Annotated in this window: 15 protein-coding genes; 5 read left to right on the top strand and 10 right to left on the bottom strand. The window is 46.8% G+C overall.

What is annotated here, in order from left to right; translation table 11 throughout:
* Window positions 1-143 precede the first annotated feature (143 nt).
* Window positions 144-908 carry a DeoR/GlpR family DNA-binding transcription regulator gene (locus QFZ48_RS01180; RefSeq protein ID WP_370911723.1) on the top strand — a complete coding sequence of 255 codons (765 nt, stop codon included), beginning with the start codon at window positions 144-146 and terminating at the stop codon, window positions 906-908.
* 30 nt (window positions 909-938) lie between these two features.
* Entirely contained in the window at window positions 939-1466 is a 528-nt protein-coding gene (locus QFZ48_RS01175; protein ID WP_429060753.1) for a DinB family protein, read from the top strand.
* A 24-nt stretch (window positions 1467-1490) separates the two neighbouring features.
* Here the strand turns inward: QFZ48_RS01175 and QFZ48_RS01170 are convergent, their stop codons facing one another.
* From QFZ48_RS01170 to QFZ48_RS01160, 3 genes are all read right to left on the bottom strand, one after another.
* Entirely contained in the window at window positions 1491-1859 is a 369-nt protein-coding gene (locus tag QFZ48_RS01170; protein ID WP_370911725.1) for a cupin domain-containing protein, read from the bottom strand.
* Between the two features lie 10 nt (window positions 1860-1869).
* Window positions 1870-2289, bottom strand: coding sequence for a DoxX family membrane protein (locus QFZ48_RS01165; protein ID WP_429060752.1), 420 nt, complete (start codon window positions 2287-2289; stop codon window positions 1870-1872).
* Between the two features lie 89 nt (window positions 2290-2378).
* Complete coding sequence (locus QFZ48_RS01160; protein WP_429060750.1) at window positions 2379-3167, bottom strand: helix-turn-helix domain-containing protein; 789 nt, start codon at window positions 3165-3167, stop codon at window positions 2379-2381.
* A gap of 178 nt (window positions 3168-3345) precedes the next feature.
* Between QFZ48_RS01160 and QFZ48_RS01155 the strand changes: the two genes are divergently transcribed.
* Together QFZ48_RS01155 and QFZ48_RS01150 are read left to right on the top strand one after the other, a co-directional pair.
* A complete protein-coding gene (locus QFZ48_RS01155; protein ID WP_429060749.1) occupies window positions 3346-5205 on the top strand; it encodes a hypothetical protein in 1860 nt (619 codons plus the stop codon).
* Window positions 5206-5378: 173 nt separating this feature from the next.
* Window positions 5379-5939, top strand: a complete 561-nt coding sequence (locus QFZ48_RS01150) for a hypothetical protein (RefSeq protein WP_429046386.1) — start codon at window positions 5379-5381, stop codon at window positions 5937-5939.
* A gap of 6 nt (window positions 5940-5945) precedes the next feature.
* Here the strand turns inward: QFZ48_RS01150 and QFZ48_RS01145 are convergent, their stop codons facing one another.
* From QFZ48_RS01145 to QFZ48_RS01115, 7 genes are all read right to left on the bottom strand, one after another.
* On the bottom strand, window positions 5946-6257 hold the full coding sequence (locus tag QFZ48_RS01145; RefSeq protein ID WP_429046388.1) for a hypothetical protein: 312 nt from the start codon (window positions 6255-6257) through the stop codon (window positions 5946-5948).
* Between the two features lie 72 nt (window positions 6258-6329).
* Entirely contained in the window at window positions 6330-7691 is a 1362-nt protein-coding gene (locus QFZ48_RS01140) for a DUF3526 domain-containing protein (RefSeq protein WP_429060747.1), read from the bottom strand.
* Window positions 7692-7699: 8 nt separating this feature from the next.
* A complete protein-coding gene (locus QFZ48_RS01135) occupies window positions 7700-9142 on the bottom strand; it encodes an ABC transporter permease (protein ID WP_429060746.1) in 1443 nt (480 codons plus the stop codon).
* A 4-nt stretch (window positions 9143-9146) separates the two neighbouring features.
* On the bottom strand, window positions 9147-11435 hold the full coding sequence (locus tag QFZ48_RS01130; protein ID WP_429060744.1) for a TonB-dependent siderophore receptor: 2289 nt from the start codon (window positions 11433-11435) through the stop codon (window positions 9147-9149).
* A gap of 35 nt (window positions 11436-11470) precedes the next feature.
* Window positions 11471-12166: an ABC transporter ATP-binding protein gene (locus QFZ48_RS01125; RefSeq protein ID WP_429060742.1), complete on the bottom strand. Its 696-nt coding sequence runs from the start codon at window positions 12164-12166 to the stop codon at window positions 11471-11473.
* An 89-nt stretch (window positions 12167-12255) separates the two neighbouring features.
* Window positions 12256-12645: a hypothetical protein gene (locus tag QFZ48_RS01120; RefSeq protein ID WP_429060740.1), complete on the bottom strand. Its 390-nt coding sequence runs from the start codon at window positions 12643-12645 to the stop codon at window positions 12256-12258.
* 389 nt (window positions 12646-13034) lie between these two features.
* Window positions 13035-14867 (bottom strand): glycosyl hydrolase family 18 protein, encoded by a 1833-nt coding sequence (locus tag QFZ48_RS01115; RefSeq protein ID WP_429060738.1) that lies wholly within the window; start codon window positions 14865-14867, stop codon window positions 13035-13037.
* A gap of 457 nt (window positions 14868-15324) precedes the next feature.
* Between QFZ48_RS01115 and QFZ48_RS01110 the strand changes: the two genes are divergently transcribed.
* The gene (locus tag QFZ48_RS01110; RefSeq protein ID WP_429046401.1) at window positions 15325-16389 is read left to right on the top strand and encodes a LacI family DNA-binding transcriptional regulator; all 1065 of its coding nucleotides are present in this window, start codon (window positions 15325-15327) and stop codon (window positions 16387-16389) included.
* Window positions 16390-16655: the final 266 nt, after the last annotated feature.

The raw sequence follows: 16655 nt of genomic DNA, 5'->3' as shown, positions 1-16655 counted from the left end.
TAGGGGAACGGGATGGTTTCCAGGCTAACAGGGAGTTATAACTATAATGGTGGCTGTTGTATAGAAAAGGACAGTAGAGTCTTGATTAATAATTTTATATTTGATGAAAGAAATTTAAACATAAAGAAGAAATTCAACTTTCCATGAATATTACAGACAGACATCAGCTCATCCTGCAGAAATTGCAGGAAAACGGGAAAGTGGATATCCAGGAACTGAGTGATGCCTTGCAGGTATCAGGAGTAACCATCCGGAAAGATCTCAAACTACTGGAAGAGAAAAAGTTATTATACCGTACCAAAGGAGGCGGATCAACGCAGAATCCTTATACGGTGGAGCGGCCGATCAACGAGAAAGAGTTTATCAAAACGGAAGAGAAGAAAAAGATAGCCAAAGCAGCGGAAGCGCTTATCGGGATGAATGATTCCATCATTATTGGCTCCGGCACCACCGCCTTTGAGCTGACCCGTTACCTGCATCCGTCGAAACATATCACGGTAATTACCCCTGCGCTGAAAGTGGCGCTGGAACTATGTAACCGGCCCTTTGTAGATGTGTTGCAGATTGGCGGCCTCATTCATCAAACCTCTTCTTCGGCTGCGGGTTCCTTTGCAGAGCGGCTGCTGGATGATATTTCCTGCGGGGTATTATTTATCGGGGTAGATGGGATTGATATGGAATTTGGTCTTTCTATTACAAACCTGGCAGAGGCGAGCCTCAATATGAAAATGATTAATCTGGCGCAAACTGTGGTCATCATGGCCGACAGCTCCAAATTTAACCGCCGTGGCATAGGCCGCATCTGCAGCCTTGAACAGGTGGATTATATTATTACCGATAACCTGGTATCTGCAGACACCGTGAAAACGCTGAAGGAGCACGGCGTGAAAGTAATTATAGCAGAATAATTCCGTTAACACCACCACAGATCAATCCGTATGGAAACAAATCACACCACTACTTTACTCCGGCATTTCAATGAAACCATTGAAGTATGGATTACTTACCTCAACGACTATACGTTAGAGATGCTTTGCCGCAAACCCCGGGAAGACGCCTGGTCGCTGGGACAGGTGTACCTGCACATTATTGCCGATACCACCTTTTTTTATGAGCAGATGAAAGCTGCACTGGTGGACAATGTGAACCATGATAAAGCCATGCATAAACATGCCAAAGCCATGTTTGCAAAGAACGACTTCCCGGATATGTTGGTCGAAAACCCGTCCAACGACCCTTATTCAAGACAACCACAAAATAAAGAGGAGCTGTTGCAGGGCCTGTTGCGCGTAAAACAAGCCGTGAATACCTTATACGCTGCAAATCCCTCACCGGCAGGCGGAAAAACCGAACATCCGGGTTTGCTTTTTTTTAGTTCATTGGAATGGCTTCAGTTTGCAGAGATGCATATGAGGCATCATCTCCGGCAAAAAAAGCGGATTGACGAACAACTGTTCCCCGGATAAAACAAACGGGGAACAAAACAGCGATCATTCGCCTGAACCGGGAAGAAGCTCTACTTCTTCAGGGATCACGAAGAACAGGACACAGCCGGTTTTGCTGGTAACGGAGTGCCGGAAGCCTGGTGGTGTATAAAGGTAGTCGCCTGCCAGCAGTGTTGCATGTTCGAGCACCGCATCTCCACTCAGCACAAAGATCTCTTCACCACCGGGATGGTTATGATAAGGATAATGCGCACCGGGTTCAAATTTGAGCAGGATGGTTTTTGAGCGCCCGGCGGCTTCGTCGTACCGGAGCGACTTCACGAATATTCCTTTGTAGTGAACATTTTTTTCCACGAGAGGCTGCCATTCAGCCTGGTTACTTTTAGTGATGTAGTGATGGATGTCTGTATTCATGATCTTGTTTTTATTTGGTGAAGTATTGATCCATGCTCCATTTGCTTGGAGGCATCGTTGCTAAAAGGAAAGCGGCTGCGCTGAAGGTGAAAACGGAATAGTCCAGGGGTTCTTTCAGCCCAAAGGAATAGGTCATGGTGAGCGCAAACAGCAGGGTGAGTATCATGGCGCTGATGGCCGCCAGCGATGTTTTGAACCCCAGCAACAGTAAAATACCCAATAATGTTTCCAGGATGGTACTGGCTACTGCGAGGGAAGGGACCAGTTTTTGCGGTGCAAATGAATTTACCTGTGCTGTATACTGCAGGAATTTTCCCCACCCGGATGACTGTTGCCCCCATAACCCCAGCCTGCTTGCTACCGCGGATAAGAAGCCTGTTGCCAGTGCAAGGCGGAGTAGCAGGGAAGCGATGTGCTGATAAGATTTCATGTACCAGTTGTTTAATTGTTAACCTGATACAAAGGTGCGGTTTATAGGGACCCCAGGGAATAGAGAATCCTGCAAAAAGCATGTAATATTTAAAGGGAGAATTGTTCTTTATACAGTTTTGGGGAGATTTCTGTTTGTTTTTTGAAGAAGTTAGAAAAGTAGAAGGGATCGTTGAAGCCGAGCTTATAAGCGACTTCTTTTACGGACAGGTCGCCATAGGTAAGCAGCCGTTTTGCTTCAGAGGTAACGAGGCCATAAATCACGTTCTGGGCTGTTTTGCCGGCATGGAGTTTTGCCAGTTCATTGAGCTTTGCTTCGGTAGTGCCAAGCAGTTTGGCAAATTGCGCGAGGGGATAGTTATGCTCAAAGTTATCCCTTACTGCTTCCAGGAATCTCAGGAAGAGGGCTTCCGGTTTCCAGATTTCATCGCCACGTTTCACCTTTGCCCGGTTGATAGATACCAGTATCAGCGCCACGCGGCTATGCACAGAAATAAGGTATTGGTAAGGCTGCTCCTGTAATTCATCCCGGATGAGGGTGAGTTGTGTTTCGACGATCTCTTTATCCACGGGGATTACTTCATTCATGGCGAAGTGGCAGAAAAGCCCGTTATGAAAAATCAGCTCAATATCTTTATCATCTTTGCAGAAAAAGTCCAGTGTAAATTCCAGTACAAATCCTTGGGCATTCTGAAGCGGCTGAATGCAGTGTATTTGTCCGGAGGTGATAGTGATCACATCGCCCGGATTCAGGTCAAATGCGGTATGATCTACCTGTACATGGAGCTTTCCTGATGTACAGTACACCAATACATACTTCATGATGCGCCTTGGCTTGTCGGGGAGCGGGCTATGGTCCAGGTTTTTTATTTCAATCATCCTGCGTTTGGGTGGTTGTGATACCGAAGATAGGGTTTTAAACGGTAATAGGAATCTGTGTATTTCTTTTTTGAAAAGCTTCTGGTGGTAAATATTTTTATACGCATTTACAATGCGTATGGGAAGTGGATTTTTATAAAGACAATTTCTTTATTGAAAACCCACAAATAAATTAGAAATGACGTTTCAAAATGTAAATGAATTGAAGGCAACTGCCGGCACAACGAATGGAGAACTTAGCCATCTGTTAGGATATCTTGAACCGGCCGATGGAGGAGGAGGGGTATTTTATTGGGATAGCACTTCTTCATTAACTGCCAACCTGGGTACTATATTTGAGGTGACGGGCAGTCCAGGCAGATGGATCAGGAATATTGATGGCAATATCATAAATGTCCTGTGGTTTGGCGCTTTAGGAAATCCTGCTGTTGATTCAACCAATGCACTGAAGGATGCCGTCAAGGTAGTAAATGCCTACTCCGTTACTTCGCCAGATCCGGGTACCAGCTATTATGGGAATAAGCCTACATTGTATTTTCCCAGGGGCGACCGGTATACGTGTAGCGCTACCCTGAATATCGGCGCAGGTGTGAATGTGGAAATGGAGGCGCCGGTGAGTTTTGTCGACCCCACTGATTCACTGCCAGGCATGGTAATAGGAAGTGACGGTGCAAGTAATGCATCCGTGAAACTCAGCATCCGGATCGTGAAAGAAACCATATCGGGCTGGACGAATGAAAGCTGTATCGGCGTAAAGCTTATTAACCTTTTATCATCAAGATTAAACCTGGAATTTGTAAGTTCCTTTACCATTAACGCGCAGCTCATGGGTAGTGTGCAATGCGCCTACAACCGGGTGGGGATAGGGACATTGAAAGATGGCAAAATACAGCTGGATCTCCAGGCGTCGGGAACAGACGGGTTTTGTAATGAAAATGTTTTTACCGGCGGCCGGTTTGCCGTAAACTCACTAAGCGGCCTGGCGAACAAAGCAAGATATGGTGTCAGGATTGGCATGTCGGGAACAACAGCGCATATTCCCAACAACAATGTATTTTACAAACCCAGTTTTGAGTTGAGCGCATCATACATAACTGATCCAACCGTTACGGAATGCCGTGCCGTACTAATCAACCGGGGAATTAATAACCGGATATGGGATGCAAGAAACGAGAACAGTGGGAAGTGCTCCCTGAAGATCACTGGCGAGGATAGTGTGCAGAACAGTGTTTATATCGGGTACACCGACTTATCTGCCAATGAGGTAAACAATGCCGCTATCCAGATAGAGGATGGAAGTAAGGCCCGTAACAACCGGGTGGCTAACTATCCGAACTATTATAATGATGCTGTCAATAACAGCAATTGCTGGCAATCACTTTTCCTGCCCCTGCATATCAACAGGTATAACGCTACCAGTTACTTTTTCAGGGGATTGCACTGCGCCGATAAAGCCAGCAGCGCTGTGTTACCATCAAGGCTCATTGCAGGGGTAACCAGCAGTTACGTGGAGATATCCGGGAACACCGGCATAGGCGTTTTTATCAATACAACGTCTGCGAAAAAGTTTATTGTAAGAAAGAATGTGGATACCGGCTTCGGAGGAAGGGTATCGGTGGTTTGCTACGACAGTGCAGGCAATATATTGACGCCTGTAATCGGCGCCAACCTCTTTTCACCACATTTGACAATAGTTAATACAGGGCAATTTGGAGGGTGTTACCTGAACAACTCAGATGTTGAATACCCAACCAGCTTTAATGTAGCGGATAATGTAGCGTTTGTAAGAGTAATATTAACATCCGGGACAGCGAACCTGAGAATAAGATCATTTTCCGTGGCTACACTTGACTTTAAACAGGTAACAGCTTATACCGGCCTGGAGGCAGCGGGCATAGATCATCATTTATCTTATGCAGCAGTGGTGCCAACAGAAGTGAAACCCAAAGGAACCATCATATATAACGACTGGAGTATAACAACCGGTCATCTTTGCTGGAGAAATGCAGACGGAGGTACTACCTGGACGGAGCTATAAGCAGGTAGCGGTATTTCAACGCCCGTATGCAGCGGGAGTTGAAATACCGGCTCTATTCCGCGCAGGCGGGAAAGGCAGTTGTTTGCAGCGTAAAAAAGTGAGACATTGTTTTTTATCACACTATTTTAGGGCTACTAAATAATTATTATTAATTTTCAGTATAAAACATTACGATGCGCCATCTATTCAAACTATGCCTGTTACTCGCCGTTTATTTGCCAGCCATGGCTCAGAAACCCGCCAATGAACTACATTTTACCAGCAGTCAGCAGCAGCTGATCACGGTGTACAAAGGAACTATTTTTGTGAACGGCAATAAAGCTTTTGTGCTTCATGAAGATATTATCAACTACAAAAGTAAACGCAACCGCCTGGTAGAAAATGGTAAATCCGTTTTTCTCTTCCTGGAGGTAAACGGCAGCCCGAACAAGAACAGGCTGTATGTGTTTAATATCGACCACTCTCTGGCAGATTCCCTGTTGAGTGCAGTGAGCTCGGATGTGAAAGACTGGGACCGCGATGGTGACCTCGAATTCGGCGGCAGTGATGTTACAAAGGTTTACCCCGCTGCCGATTCAATGTATTACGTTCCCTCGAAGTTCTATGAAATAAAACGTGGTAAAATTACTTATGACGCCGAGCTTACGGAAACCACCGACAAAAAAGTCAATGGTATTTTCCTGGCCTCGCCTTTGAACAATACGGTAATACCTAAACCGAAGAAACGGTACTAGCCGGAATTAGATTTCGGGGTCGTTATTTTTTTCCCGTTGCTCGGCTTTCCAGATAAGGAGGTCGATTCCCGACAACCCGGAAGGGTGGGAGGAAGCGTCTTCCTTATCTGTTTTTTCTTTCTTTACAACCGGCGCTACCGGTGTCAGCGTTTTGAAATCATTTGTAAAATCAGTGGTTGCGGGCCGGTTATTTTCCCAGAACTTCGACAGGAAGTTTAACGCCTGCTGAGGTGTATCTATCTTCTCTTCCTCCTTCAGCAATTCCAGCAGCTTTAAATCGAATCTCACCGGTACCGGTTTGTTTTTTTCTTTTGCCATAGTGCTAAAGGTACTACCTTACCCGCACACCAGGAAAATATATCCGCCTGGCGGCAGCACCTAATCACTTCCTCAATAGATCTTCTTGCCGAAATTATAGATGGCCGCACCGGACAACAGTGAAATGAGCACTGCCAGTGAAAGCACACCTGGCCAGATGGCGCCGGTGCCGTTTTCATTATAGCGCTTTAACTTAAACTGGCTCCAATCAATACTTTTAACCGGCTGTTCCTGGAAAATGGCCGGATAAAAATACAGGCGTAGCTGTTCATGATAATTCCTGATAGCCTGCTGGAAATCCAGGTGCTGCTGAAGATCGGATCCGGCGATTCCATTAAGCGTAAGCTGGGTTTGAATACCAGGAAGAATAAGCGCCACTGCAGTTGTAAAATCGTTCCTTTGTGCCAGCTTTTGTTTCATAGACCTGGCGCCCGGTGCGGCCTGGTCATCGCCGTTTTGCTGCATGGCGAAATACCAATACCAGCTGAACGCCAGTTCTTCCGGGAACGGGTATTTTTTAAACTGCGGATAATGCCGGTAAAATGAGGTGAGAGCAACGCGCTTATCCATATCCCATTTTTCGTGGTATCCTTCCCGTTGCATCACCACGGTTTCCAACGCCTCAGGAACGGGATATTTCCGGGTAAGCCAAACATTTACCAAAGCAGGTGCGAGTATGTTCAGCACCACCCAGCATGAAATGAGCGTCACCGCATTAACGCTGGAGGACTTTCCCCGTGAGATGACCCAAAAGGAGAGGGCAAACCAGAACAGCAGGTACAGGCTTAATACCACGATTACCGCCAGCAAACGGAGATCTGCTGCAAGCCGGAGGTAAACAATCGCCGCAGCTATTAATACCAACGCTGTCAGGTAAACGGTACTCATCCTCACCAGGAACTTCCGCCATAGTATTTTTAAAGGAACAGCCGATTGGGAACGCAGCAGTCCCCAAATACCGGACTCCTGTTCTCCTGAAAGTAAATTATAGCTGAATGCAATGATGATGAGAGGAAATATGAAGATAAATACAAAAGCAAGATCCATATTGCCGAGTAACAGCGTGGAAGGATTGTTAAGATCGGTATCATAGAGCTGTCCTTCCAGGCCCAGGGTGGTAACCCCGATGAGATAAGGATTGATGTCGCGCTGGCCATTGGAAAATGCCGCCCAGTTGCGTGGCATGTTGGCCATCGAAAATTTGGTGTGATATAACATTAATCCCAGTTCTTTGCCGAAGTATTTAACATTCCTGGCCGTATTTTCTGCCTGTAGTTTTTCGGCTTTGACAATCACTTCCTGCTGCCTGTCTATAAAATTCTTTCCAAAATATAACCCGGCCAACCCGCTGATAAAAAGGATCAGTATCCCTGTCAATACCGTTTTATTCCTGAAAAAGATCTTGTATTCCAATTGATATATATGCTGATTCATATTTGCTGTTATAAAGTTTTAACCCATTTTGATGACAGCAGCAGGCATCCCAACAAGGCCGCCAGCCAGCAGAGTAAGGAAATGATGGTGCTGATGTGATGTGACATTACCTGGTCAACCGGTTTAAACACGTACTTAAAATCGGCCTGTTCTGCCCAGTGCGCCCGGCTGATGGTTAAAGGTTTATCTTTTTCTCCCGGTGTGGTGTTGCTGATTTTATCTTTCTGTAATTTGTTCATACGCTGGGCAAGCCCGTAGCGGTAAACTTCTGCCTGATCCTGGAAATCAGCAAAGGTGTTGAAGTCGGAGGCGGTCAGCGCCATGGAAAGGTTCTTTATAGCGAGGAACGGGTTCAGGTAGCCGACTGCCACCTGGAAGCTGTTCTGCTGCTCAAATGTTTTCGTCAGCGCTTTCTGATGGCGGGTATAAATGCCGGCGGAAATTCTTTCTCCTTCGGCCATCACATAGCCGCCGTAGTTAAAGGGCAATTGTTTCACATCACTTACGCCATACTGTTTTAAAACATCTGCCCTGAATTTCGCATAGTGCGGATCGTCCGGGTTATGGCTGTCGCCTTGCTGGTGCAGGTCTGATTCAACGGCAGCCGCAAATTCAATTTTCGATGGAGAGGGGTACACTTTAACGCCGATCGCCTGGGTAATCCGCGGCATCACAATAGTGAAAAACACCCAACAGGCCAGCAGCGTAGTAAGCGCGGCCCTCGATGTTTTGTGCACCGCGGATACCACTACGGCAATGCCGGCGCAGATGATAAAGTATACCGCGTAAGCCAGTACCAGTAATAAAAGACGGATGGTTGCATCGGCCGTTACCTGCCAGTGACTTAGCATTGCCCACAGGAAAATGGTGAGCAAAATAACCGGGATGAAAAGTGTAAAGCTGACGGCAATAATCCCTGCAATTTTTCCCGTTAGTAATGCCGGCCAGCTAACCCCCTGGCAAAGCAGTATTTTTAAAGTACCGTTTTCGCGCTCCGCGGAAATACTGTTATATCCCAGGAAAAAGATCAGCAATGGAACGAGCAGCTGTAACACCATGGCCACACTCATTTCTCCGAAACGGAGCATGCCATTGGAGAAGCCGGCTTCGCTGAAGTTGACGGTATTTTGTTTGTGCGCCTCCAGGAAAATGGATACGCCCGCAAAGCTTTCAATGCCAAAATCAAAAAAGCTCAGTTCATGTTTATCACGGAACGCGAGATAGCCGTAGTGGGCCATCCGGTGCGGGTGCTTATCCGGTTTTGCCAGCCATTGCTGGCGGACGATTTGTTTATATTTCAGCCGCTGGCCATTCTGGATGTTGAAGTTCTGCCACCCGATGTACATGGCCAGGCACAATGCCAGTCCGAGGATCAATGTGAGTACCAGCGTGGCTTTATTCCTGAATGATGCTTTCCAGGTGCTGCCTGCAATCAAAAAAATTGTTCTCATGCGATCAGAATTTATAGGTAGCGTTGAACATCAGGTTTCTGGGAGAGCCGGGGAACAGGCGGAGATAATTCTGCGCGCCTATCCAATAGGTTTTGTTCAGGATATTGCCCACATTCAATGCCAGTTGTATCCTTGTTTTAGCCGGACTGTAATACAAAGCGGCATCCAGTAATGTATACGCCGGCAGTGTGAAATCGCGGATATACCAGGGTAGTTTGTTACCACTGTATTGAATGCCGGCGCCAAAGCCAATTCCTTGCAGCAGCGGGTGATCGTCCAGGTCGTACCGGGTCCACAGGCTGCCGCTGTGTTTGGGCGTGTTTTGTACGCGTTCTCCTATGAGTTTGGGGTTTAAGTCTTGCAGGATGATGGCATCCACGAAGCTATAGCCTGCATTAAATTGCCAGTTGGGCATGATGAGCCCGGAGGCTTCGAGTTCTATTCCGCGGCTGCGTTGTGCGCCGCGTTCCACCAGCCGGTTCACATCTTCCGGATCGTTGGCATTCATCAGCAAATTCTTCTGGTTGATTTCAAAAAAGGAAATGTTCACCATCAGCAGATCATTCAGCCATTCAGATTTTGCCCCGATTTCTTTAAGATCGCTTTCCAGCGGTTTGTAGTTGACGCCTGCCGGCGGAGGTACAATTACCAGCGTGGAGGTGTTGCCCTGTGGCTGGTAACCGCGGAGATAAGTACTGTACAAATTAATATTCGGAGAGATGGCATAGATAAGGCCTATCCTTGGCAGCAGTTGCTGTTGGGAGATCTTTTTTTCACCCGGAAGTTTATAGTTGCTGAAATCTTCATACCATTCCTGCCGCAGGCCCAGCGTGAGGGTGAGCTGTTGATAATTCACCTGGTCCTGGATGTATACGCCGTTAACGAGATAATAGGCAGGCGGGATCTCTGTTTTGTTGAAAATATAATCGCCCAGGTTCCGGATGGTATAAACGGGGCTGGCGAGGTTAAAGAAGTCGACATTAGGAACCGGTGCATTTACGCCGTTAATTGTTTTAAAGAGATAGGCATCTTTCTTTGCCGGATCGTACCGTGCAGCAATGGTACCGTCTTTCAACCGGTAGCCCTGGGCGGAATTTTCGCCGCCGCCACGGTACTTCTGTGTGTTAATACGATCGTATCCCGTCACGATCTTATGATGTACAGCGCCGGTGCTGGCGTTGATACTGAAGTAAGCGCTCAGGTTATCTGTATTCCATTTCTGTTGCCGTTGTACAGCGCGCATAGCAGCGAGGGTAGGGATAGGGAGATTGTTTTCATCCACGCCAAATGCATTGGTGGTGCGGTGTTCGAGCAGGTCTTCATTCCAGGTTTGCTTCATATAGGCAACGTTGAAAACCACTTTTGATGTAAAGGCATGGGAGCCGCTGATCATCAGCATCAGGTCCTGTGTATTGAAGTAATCGTTGCTGGCGCCCATATTAAAACTGATGGGGGTGCTGTTGAGGTTTGTTTGCCCGGCGATAGCCCCGAATATTGCCTGTCCGCGATCCAGCCTGGAGTTGCTGTTGTTCATCACCAGCTCCGCATTCAGACTGGTACTTTGATTAGGCACATAGGAAAAGGACGGTGAAACCAGGTAGGCCTTTTTGTATTGCAGGTCGCGGAAGCTCTTGCTGTTTTCGTATCCTATATTCAGGCGGTACAGCAATGTTTTTTCCTTATTCAGCGGGCCGGTGAAATCGAGGGCAGCCCTTATGGTGCTGAAGCTGCCGGTGGAGATGCTGACCTGCTTCCTGTTTTCCATGAGTGGTTTTTTGGTCACCATATTGATGCTGCCTCCGGGGTCTACACTGGAGAAAGTAGCGCTGGCCGGTCCTTTTATCACTTCAATGCGTTCCAGGTTATTGGTCAGCGGTTGATTAAAAAAGTACTGGCGTGTACGCATGCCATTGATAATAGCGCCTTCTTCGTTCTGGCTGATGCCGCGTATGGCAAACTGGTTGTAGTAGCTGCTTTGGGAAACGCCTGTTACATTTTTCACAGCGTCGGCCAGCGTGAATGCCTGCCGGTCGGAGATCAGTTCTTTAGATACCGAAGAAATAGCCTGCGGGATATCTTTGTTGGCAGACGCGATCTTTGTGGCAGAGAAGGAGTAGTCGCCATAATATTTTTGTGCGTTGGTACCGGTGATTTCCACTGTTTGCAGTTCTACCTTTTTCCTGGAGGAATCGGTGACCGCATGCAGCCGGGTGGTGTCGCCGGCCTTTGTCTGGGCTGTTGCCGCCGTTGATAAATATATAAAGCCTGCTGCCAAAAACAGGTTTTTGGGCATTGGCTGAGAATAAAGAAATTTCATGAAGTGTATAACTAGATGGTTTGTAAGTATAGTTCCTGTAGATCGCGGGCATTGATATCGCCGGCATTTAAGGTATGCACCAGCTGACCTTTGCGCATGATCCCAATACGGGCGCCTACATTAACGGCGTTGAATATATCATGAGTGGCCATTAGCACGGATTTGCCCTGCCTGCCGAGTTCCCTCACCAGCCCCGTGAATTCATCGGTGGCTTTGGGATCCAGCCCGCTGGTCGGTTCATCCATCAGGATCACGTCTGCATTTTTTGCCAGCGCGATGGCAATGCCTACCTTTTGCCGCATGCCTTTACTGAATCCGGAGAGATGTTTATGATGCGCTTCCTGTTGTAAGCCGCAATCGGAGAGGAAGGTGGTGAGCCTGTTTTTATCATACTTAAAACCGGCCAACCGGCTGAAGTAGTCCAGGTTTTCGGTGGCTGTTAAGCTGCCGTACAGCATTACCACTTCGGGGATATACGCCAGGTGTTTGCGTGTTTCGGCGTCACCGGGGCGCACTTCCTGCTGGTGGATCATTACCTTCCCTGATGTGGGCGCCGTAAAGCCCAGGAACAGGTTGATGGTGGTGGTTTTGCCGGCGCCGTTCTGGCCAAGCAGACAAAAAATTTCACCTGGCTTAACTTCCAGGTTGAGATTGTCCAGCGCAACGTGCGACTGGTAATGTTTTGATAAAGATATTGCCTGAAGCATAAAAAAGAATATAAGCAGCGATACACCCCCCGGATAGCGGGGGCGGAGAAATCAGGAACCGGATGTTACATCCGGTAGCAGTAAATGATTTAACAGAAAGCGGGAGGTCCTTTATTTGTACAGGAGAGCAGATAGCCTGAATAGGCCTGTACGCGGAAAAGTGAAACGGTCGTTTTAGTAACCGGGGAAATGAATACCAGGTGAGGTAGTTGTGTTGGCAGGAAATGATGCGACTGGTGTTTTATCAGATCGCACAGCTTACACTTTACATGGACAGTATGGAATTGCTGATCGCCGGTAGGGGTATGTTTTTTTACGATCAGTTCTGTTCCGGCCGTGCAATGATGATGATGGAAAGCCTCTATCAGCGGGGCACTCAGGAATATAAGCAATAGAAATACGGCCCCAATCCTGGAGAGTAGCTGAAGGCGGTATTTTTGTTGCGTATTCAAAATATGCAACGAAGTTACAATTTTCATTAAAAGGCGAAAGGTTTATTTTTTTAAGAGCGTAACAGAGCGGGCGTATAATTAAGTGATGGTGTATTTGAAGATGGCCTGAGCAAGAGATAGCGCATACTTTGCAATTGCCTTTGACATGCTTTGGGGATACTGGGGAGATGCCTTTGCTATGGAGTTGACGTGGGGTTGATGTGGAGGTGACGTGGACTTGATCGGTAAGATATTGAGGATCAAGATGTTGCAGAGGGTTTTGCCGTTGTGTTTAGACAAACAGAAAAGAGAAAAATATTGGATGTCAATGTTTTATACATGTTTCAAAGATAAACCTGATCAGCGGAAATATCAAAAAAAAGAGGTTGTACTTTTGGTACAACCTCCTGCAAATAAAATTCTTTTCTTCTCTTTTATCAGTTCTTAAGATCAAAGCTGATAAAAATATTACTCAGCGTTGCGAGCAACGAATTAGCGCTTGTTGGCGGTGTAGTACCTGGTGTGCCGGTGTTTCCTGACGCGTTAAAAGAGAAGCTATTGATAGTGCTGAGGGTGGCCAGTTCGCCGGTAGCCGGAAAGTTTGTTAATGAAGAGGCGCCTTGTATCAGCACATCATTTACCCACAGGTTATAGGTTTGTGCTGGTAATGCATAGGTGGAAGCGCCTTTTGTATAATTCTCTCCTGCACTGCTGTTATTGCAGTATAATTCAATTTTATAATTTCCTGTTTTATTGAATACCGTATTGTTGATGGTAGTATAGCCGTAAGTAGCATTGCGGTAGGAGAGGGTGGCAAAGTTGCCGCCGTAAAAGTCGAGGCGGATAGCAGCGAAAACGCCGGGTGTGCTAACAGAAGTCAGCTGGTTGGTATTATTAAACGTACTGCTGCTGGTGGTGCTGTAGCCAAATGGAATGATCAGCTGGCCGTTTGTTAATGCAGCATTGAGGTTGAGATTAAAAGTAAGGGCAGCCAGCGGTTTCGCCTCATCGATATTATACCAGGAAAGTTTTGCCGGGGTATTGGTAGAACTTGCGGCGACTTTTAAACTGGGAGGACTGGCGCCGGGCTGCAATTGAAAGTACCCTCCGCAGGTGGCCGGCAGAAATACCCGTCCGTAGCCATACGGTGGAGCGGGGAGGAAGCCGGGTGTTCCTTTTACGGAAACAGACGCTTTAGCGGCGGTAGAATCAGCGAAGGTAGCGGAAGCCGGGGCGCTCAGATCAAATTTCCAGGTGATGTAGGGATGCTCCCATCCTGTGCTGCTGTTTATTTTATCGTGAATCGCATTCAGCAGGGAGAGGGATCCGGTGGCGTCCTGGAGCACCTGCCAAAACATGATGCCGCCGGCTTCCTGTTGGGCATACGCCGTTTTATTCTGAATGGTGGGTATGCCGTTGTAGTTAACTATGGCGCCGTCTGGCCGCCGCACGGTGTCTTTGTTTTCAGCACCGGGGTATTGCGCGGTGATCTCGCTGTACTTCATGGATTGTAAATTACCAGACAGGGTGTATAGCCCGTAAAAAGGCACGCCCACTACTATTTTAGCGGCCGCTAATCCTCTTTGTCCTTTCCAGTATTCCACGTGCTGTTTGGCGTAGCTGTAAGGCGAATGTTCGTCGCCCGCTTTGTCGTATGCCATCACGTTGATAAAGTCAAAGACAGCGAGACAGGAATCTGTTACACGGTCGCGCGTCCACCAGGCAACAGCTGCGGTCAGTAATTTTCCGTTGGGTTTGAGTTGAGCGGACAGGCCGGTAATAAATGCTTCGTAGTTTTCATCGATGTTATCTCCTTCAAGGTCTACATCGATGCCATCTACATTGTATTGTGATACGAGGTTTACCACTTTGGTGATGAAAGCTGCCCTGTTGGCGGAGGTGAGCAGGTTGGCATACTGACTCTGATTGGAGCCGCCACCGAGCGACAACAACACTTTAACGTTATTGAGATGCGCTTTTGATACAATGGTATCCAGCCCGGTGCCTTGTGATGCAGGGAAGTTACCATTTACATCCGGGTTAAAGAAAGCGATATTGAGGTGGGTAACTTTGGAGAAGTCAAAGGCATTGATATGATCTGCGAGTGTGGAAGTATATTTAGGCAGATAGGCGACTATCTTAAACCCGGTTTCTTCCAGTTGCAATGTGGACATATGCGCCGTTTTGCCGGCGTTAAGCATATACCGGATTTTTGTGCAGCCGGAAATAAGCAATACAAGAAGGGCGGATACGACTAGTTTTTGTTTCATTTTTTTTGGTTTAAATGAACGGTAAATAATAAGCGGAAATATTTGAATAGCTGTTCCTGTCCCGGTGCAGCAATACCGGGAAAGAGTGATCTGGTTGATGTTTTACATTAGCATGCCATCATTGTTATGCCACTAAAGAAGTGATATAATGATGCAGCAGGGAAGCTGTTTTTAAAACATGCTTCAGTAATGATGGGAGATGTATTTTTTGGGCGAACGGTTTTTTACCTATATTTCGTGTACGTACACAAAAATAGTGTTTATTTCTTCATATCCAAGTTTTGCGATAAAAAATATCAGGATATCGTTGTGGCGGGCAACGCTTATATATGAATAGATGAAAACAGGATTAAATTAGTATTTTTGATGTATTACCGGCTGGTATAGCAGGTTTTGCTGCAACAGGCATAACTTCGCAGCTGTAAGCCGAATAATTGAATGTTCAATAAACCAGTTAATGAAAGATACAAAAGAAGCAGCATTGGTGGGCGTGAAGGAAATTGCCAGGCGGGCGAATGTTTCCATAGGCACGGTTGACAGGGTATTGAATAACCGTACCGGTGTGGCGGAGAAAACGAGGGAAAAGGTACTGGAGATTATTAAGGACCTGGATTACCAGCCAAACATTATGGCAAGGCGACTGGCATCCAAGAGGCTTCTTCACCTGGCGGTGCTGATCCCGGCGGCTTCCGGTGAAACAGGATACTGGAATGCGCCGCTGAATGGAATCAGGCAGGCGGCTGCCGCGATCAGGGACTTCGGGGTGACTGTGGAAATATACTTCTTTGATCAGAACGATAAAACTACGTTTACTGCCAGGGCCAATGAAATTTTAAAGAAAGAATACCAGGGCATTCTGCTGGCGCCTATGTTTGAAGAGGAATCGCTGAGCTTCACAAAAAAATGCCGGGCCAAGAAGATCCCTTTTGTATTTATTAACTCAGATATTGAAACAGCCGGAAGTCTTAGTTACATTGGTCCGGACCTTTACCAGAGCGGTTACCTGGCGGCGCATCTCATCAGCTACCTGGTGAGGGAAGGGCAGCAGGTGCTGATTGTGAATATCTCCAGGGAAATGGACCTGCATCACCATTTGTTGAGAAAGGAAGAAGGTTTCCGTGCATACTATAAGGCACATCCTGCGGATATACAGATCAGGAAAACCGATATCCGGCAAACCGATTACAAGTCCGTAAAAAGCAAGTTGCACAAGGCGCTGGGCAAAACGCCGGTGGATATAATTTTTGTTACCAATTCGAGGGTGGCTACTGTAGGCCGTTACCTGGAGGAAGCCGGCCTGGCGCACATCAAACTGATAGGCTATGATTTCCTCGCAGAAAATATCGACTATCTCAAAAAGTCGGTGATCGATTTCCTGATCTGCCAGAAACCACAGGAGCAGGGGAATAAGGGCATCATGGCCTTATATGATCATCTTACACATGCCGCTGTAATTGAACGGCAGCAGTATATGCCCATTGATATCATTACCAGGGAAAACTATCTCAATTACAGGAACTAACCCTGTTTTTACTTCTCCAGAAAAAAAATATTTTACGATAGATAGCATTTTCTGAATTTTATTTCTATATTCGTGTACGTTAACGAAATGACGGATTTTGTAATTCCTTTATCGCTTCGTTAACGTACATGGAATTGTGCTTTTGGGGCGATTCCTCTTTTTTACCTTTTTTTCGTGTACGTTAACGGTCTTATTTTCAGCCATCGTTTTTTAACAGCCTGTATCATTTCATCGTTGTTGCCAGGGAGTATTCAGTCAACCAAAAT

The sequence above is a fragment of the Chitinophaga sp. W2I13 genome, assembly GCF_050434005.1.
Taxonomy (GTDB): Bacteria; Bacteroidota; Bacteroidia; order Chitinophagales; family Chitinophagaceae; genus Chitinophaga.
This window is presented reverse-complemented; position numbering and strand designations above follow the sequence as displayed.

What these genes read in the sequence shown, in the direction of transcription:
- QFZ48_RS01145 (WP_429046388.1), bottom strand. Translation starts at nt 6,257, where the DNA reads ATGGCAAAAGAAAAAAACAAACCGGTACCGGTGAGATTCGATTTAAAG.
- QFZ48_RS01150 (WP_429046386.1), top strand. Translation starts at nt 5,379, where the DNA reads ATGCGCCATCTATTCAAACTATGCCTGTTACTCGCCGTTTATTTGCCA.
- QFZ48_RS01170 (WP_370911725.1), bottom strand. Translation starts at nt 1,859, where the DNA reads ATGAATACAGACATCCATCACTACATCACTAAAAGTAACCAGGCTGAA.
- QFZ48_RS01180 (WP_370911723.1), top strand. Translation starts at nt 144, where the DNA reads ATGAATATTACAGACAGACATCAGCTCATCCTGCAGAAATTGCAGGAA.
- QFZ48_RS01160 (WP_429060750.1), bottom strand. Translation starts at nt 3,167, where the DNA reads ATGATTGAAATAAAAAACCTGGACCATAGCCCGCTCCCCGACAAGCCA.
- QFZ48_RS01125 (WP_429060742.1), bottom strand. Translation starts at nt 12,166, where the DNA reads ATGCTTCAGGCAATATCTTTATCAAAACATTACCAGTCGCACGTTGCG.
- QFZ48_RS01175 (WP_429060753.1), top strand. Translation starts at nt 939, where the DNA reads ATGGAAACAAATCACACCACTACTTTACTCCGGCATTTCAATGAAACC.
- QFZ48_RS01165 (WP_429060752.1), bottom strand. Translation starts at nt 2,289, where the DNA reads ATGAAATCTTATCAGCACATCGCTTCCCTGCTACTCCGCCTTGCACTG.
- QFZ48_RS01110 (WP_429046401.1), top strand. Translation starts at nt 15,325, where the DNA reads ATGAAAGATACAAAAGAAGCAGCATTGGTGGGCGTGAAGGAAATTGCC.
- QFZ48_RS01115 (WP_429060738.1), bottom strand. Translation starts at nt 14,867, where the DNA reads ATGAAACAAAAACTAGTCGTATCCGCCCTTCTTGTATTGCTTATTTCC.
- QFZ48_RS01135 (WP_429060746.1), bottom strand. Translation starts at nt 9,142, where the DNA reads ATGAGAACAATTTTTTTGATTGCAGGCAGCACCTGGAAAGCATCATTC.
- QFZ48_RS01120 (WP_429060740.1), bottom strand. Translation starts at nt 12,645, where the DNA reads ATGAAAATTGTAACTTCGTTGCATATTTTGAATACGCAACAAAAATAC.
- QFZ48_RS01140 (WP_429060747.1), bottom strand. Translation starts at nt 7,691, where the DNA reads ATGAATCAGCATATATATCAATTGGAATACAAGATCTTTTTCAGGAAT.
- QFZ48_RS01155 (WP_429060749.1), top strand. Translation starts at nt 3,346, where the DNA reads ATGACGTTTCAAAATGTAAATGAATTGAAGGCAACTGCCGGCACAACG.
- QFZ48_RS01130 (WP_429060744.1), bottom strand. Translation starts at nt 11,435, where the DNA reads ATGCCCAAAAACCTGTTTTTGGCAGCAGGCTTTATATATTTATCAACG.